The organism is Pseudomonas sp. QS1027 (assembly GCF_002814235.1).
Classification (GTDB): domain Bacteria; phylum Pseudomonadota; class Gammaproteobacteria; order Pseudomonadales; family Pseudomonadaceae; genus Aquipseudomonas.
Genome location: NZ_PHSU01000061.1, coordinates 1 through 2,154 on the forward strand (window position 1 = coordinate 1; position 2,154 = coordinate 2,154).

Annotated in this window: 1 protein-coding gene; it reads left to right on the forward strand. The window is 60.2% G+C overall.

From position 1 onward, the window contains the following. Window positions 1-244 precede the first annotated feature (244 nt). On the forward strand, window positions 245-2,125 hold the full coding sequence (locus CWE01_RS33140) for a methyl-accepting chemotaxis protein (protein WP_100944758.1): 1,881 nt from the start codon (window positions 245-247) through the stop codon (window positions 2,123-2,125). Window positions 2,126-2,154: the final 29 nt, after the last annotated feature.

The following is a 2,154-nucleotide window of genomic DNA, read 5'->3' on the forward strand; positions in this document are numbered from 1 at the left end:
GAGTAGGTCATCGTCAAGATTGAATTCCGAAACCCCCGTCTGCTCACGCAGACGGGGGTTTTGTTTTTTGGGTGCAAAAAGCCACCAGACATTTCTTGAAATGAGTTAAGTTTTCGCTCCATGGTGCCGACAGCATGGTGAGCAATGCGTGCACCAAAGTAGAGCGGTCACAGAACGCTGCCTACGCCTTACACGGACTGTTTCATTCGCACGCATCCCCACTTTCGGCATAGAAGTCTATGAAATGAATCTTAAATTCAGCCATAAAATCCTTTTGGCCGCCTCCGGTGTCGTGGTTCTCGCCTTTGCGCTGTTCACGTTCTACAACGACTACCTACAGCGCAGTACCATCCGGCAGAACCTCGAGTCCTCCATCCAGCAAGCCGGCGACCTGACCGCCAGCAGCGTGCAGAACTGGCTGGGCGGACGGATCCTGGTACTGGAGAACCTGGCGCAGAACGTCGCCCATCAGGGCAGCAAGGCCGACTACCCGGGGCTGGTCGATCAACCGGCGTTGACCTCCAACTTCCAGTTCACCTATGTCGGTCAGACCGACGGTACCTTCACCCAGCGTCCCGACGCGAAGATGCCCGACGGCTATGACCCGCGTCAGCGCCCCTGGTACAAATCCGCCGTGGTGGCGGACAAGACCATGCTGACACCACCCTATATGGCCTCGGTGGGTGGCCTGGTGGTGACCATCGCCCTGCCGGTGAAGAGCAACGGGCAGCTGCTCGGTGTGGTGGGCGGTGACCTGAGCCTGGAAACCCTGGTGAAGATCATCAACTCGGTGGACTTCGGTGGCATTGGCCAGGCGTTCCTGGTCAGTGGCGACGGGCAGGTAATCGTCAGCCCGGACAAAGACCAGGTGATGAAGAACCTCAAGGACCTCTACCCGAACTCCGGGCTGCGGATTACCAAAGGCATCCAGGAAGTCACCCTGAACAACCAGGAGCGGATTATCTCGTTCACCCCGGTGGTGGGCCTGCCTTCGGCGGATTGGTATATCGGTCTGTCCATCGACCGGGACAAGGCCTACGCACCACTGAGCAAATTCCGGACTTCGGCGTTGATCGCGATGCTGATTGCCGTGGTGGCGATCGCAGTGCTGCTGACCCTGTTGATCCAGTTCCTGATGCGTCCGTTGACCACCATGGGTCGTGCGATGCAGGACATTGCCCAGGGCGAGGGCGACCTGACCCGGCGCCTGACCATCGAGAACAAGGACGAGTTCGGCGAGCTCGCCGGTTCTTTCAACGAGTTCGTCGAGCGGATTCATGCGTCCATCAGTGAAGTGTCCTCGGCCACGCGCCAGGTGCATGACCTGTCCCAGCGGGTGATGAACTCCTCGAATGCCTCGATCATCGGTTCCGATGAGCAAAGCGCGCGGACCAACAGCGTGGCGGCGGCGATCAACGAGCTGGGGGCGGCTACCCAGGAAATCGCCCGCAACGCCGCCGATGCTTCGCAACACGCCAGCGGCGCCAGCGAGCAGGCGGATGACGGGCGTCAGGTGGTGGAAAAAACCATCCTGGCGATGACCGAGCTGTCGCAGAAGATCAGCCTGTCCTGCACCCAGATCGAAACGCTGAACGCCAGCACCGATAACATCGGGCACATTCTCGACGTGATCAAGGGCATCTCCCAGCAGACCAACTTGCTGGCCCTCAACGCGGCGATTGAAGCGGCGCGGGCGGGTGAAGCGGGACGCGGGTTTGCCGTGGTGGCCGATGAGGTGCGTAACCTGGCCCACCGGACCCAGGAATCGGCGGAGGAGATCCACAAGATGATCACCTCGTTGCAGGTCGGTTCGCGGGAAGCGGTGACCACGATGAACGCCAGCCAGGTGTCCAGCGAAGAGAGCGTTGAAGTCGCCAACCAGGCCGGTGCCCGTCTGGTCAGCGTGACCCAGCGGATTACCGAGATCGACGGGATGAACCAGTCGGTGGCGGCGGCGACCGAGGAGCAGACCGCGGTAGTGGAAACCCTCAACGTCGATATCAACCAGATCAACCTGCTGAACCAGCAGGGTGTGGCCAACCTGAATGAAACCTTGAAGGATTGCGATGCGTTGGCGCAGCAGGCCGGACGGTTGAAGCAGTTGGTGGACAGTTTCAGGATCTGATTGCGAGACCCGGAGTCGGGTTTGCCCGC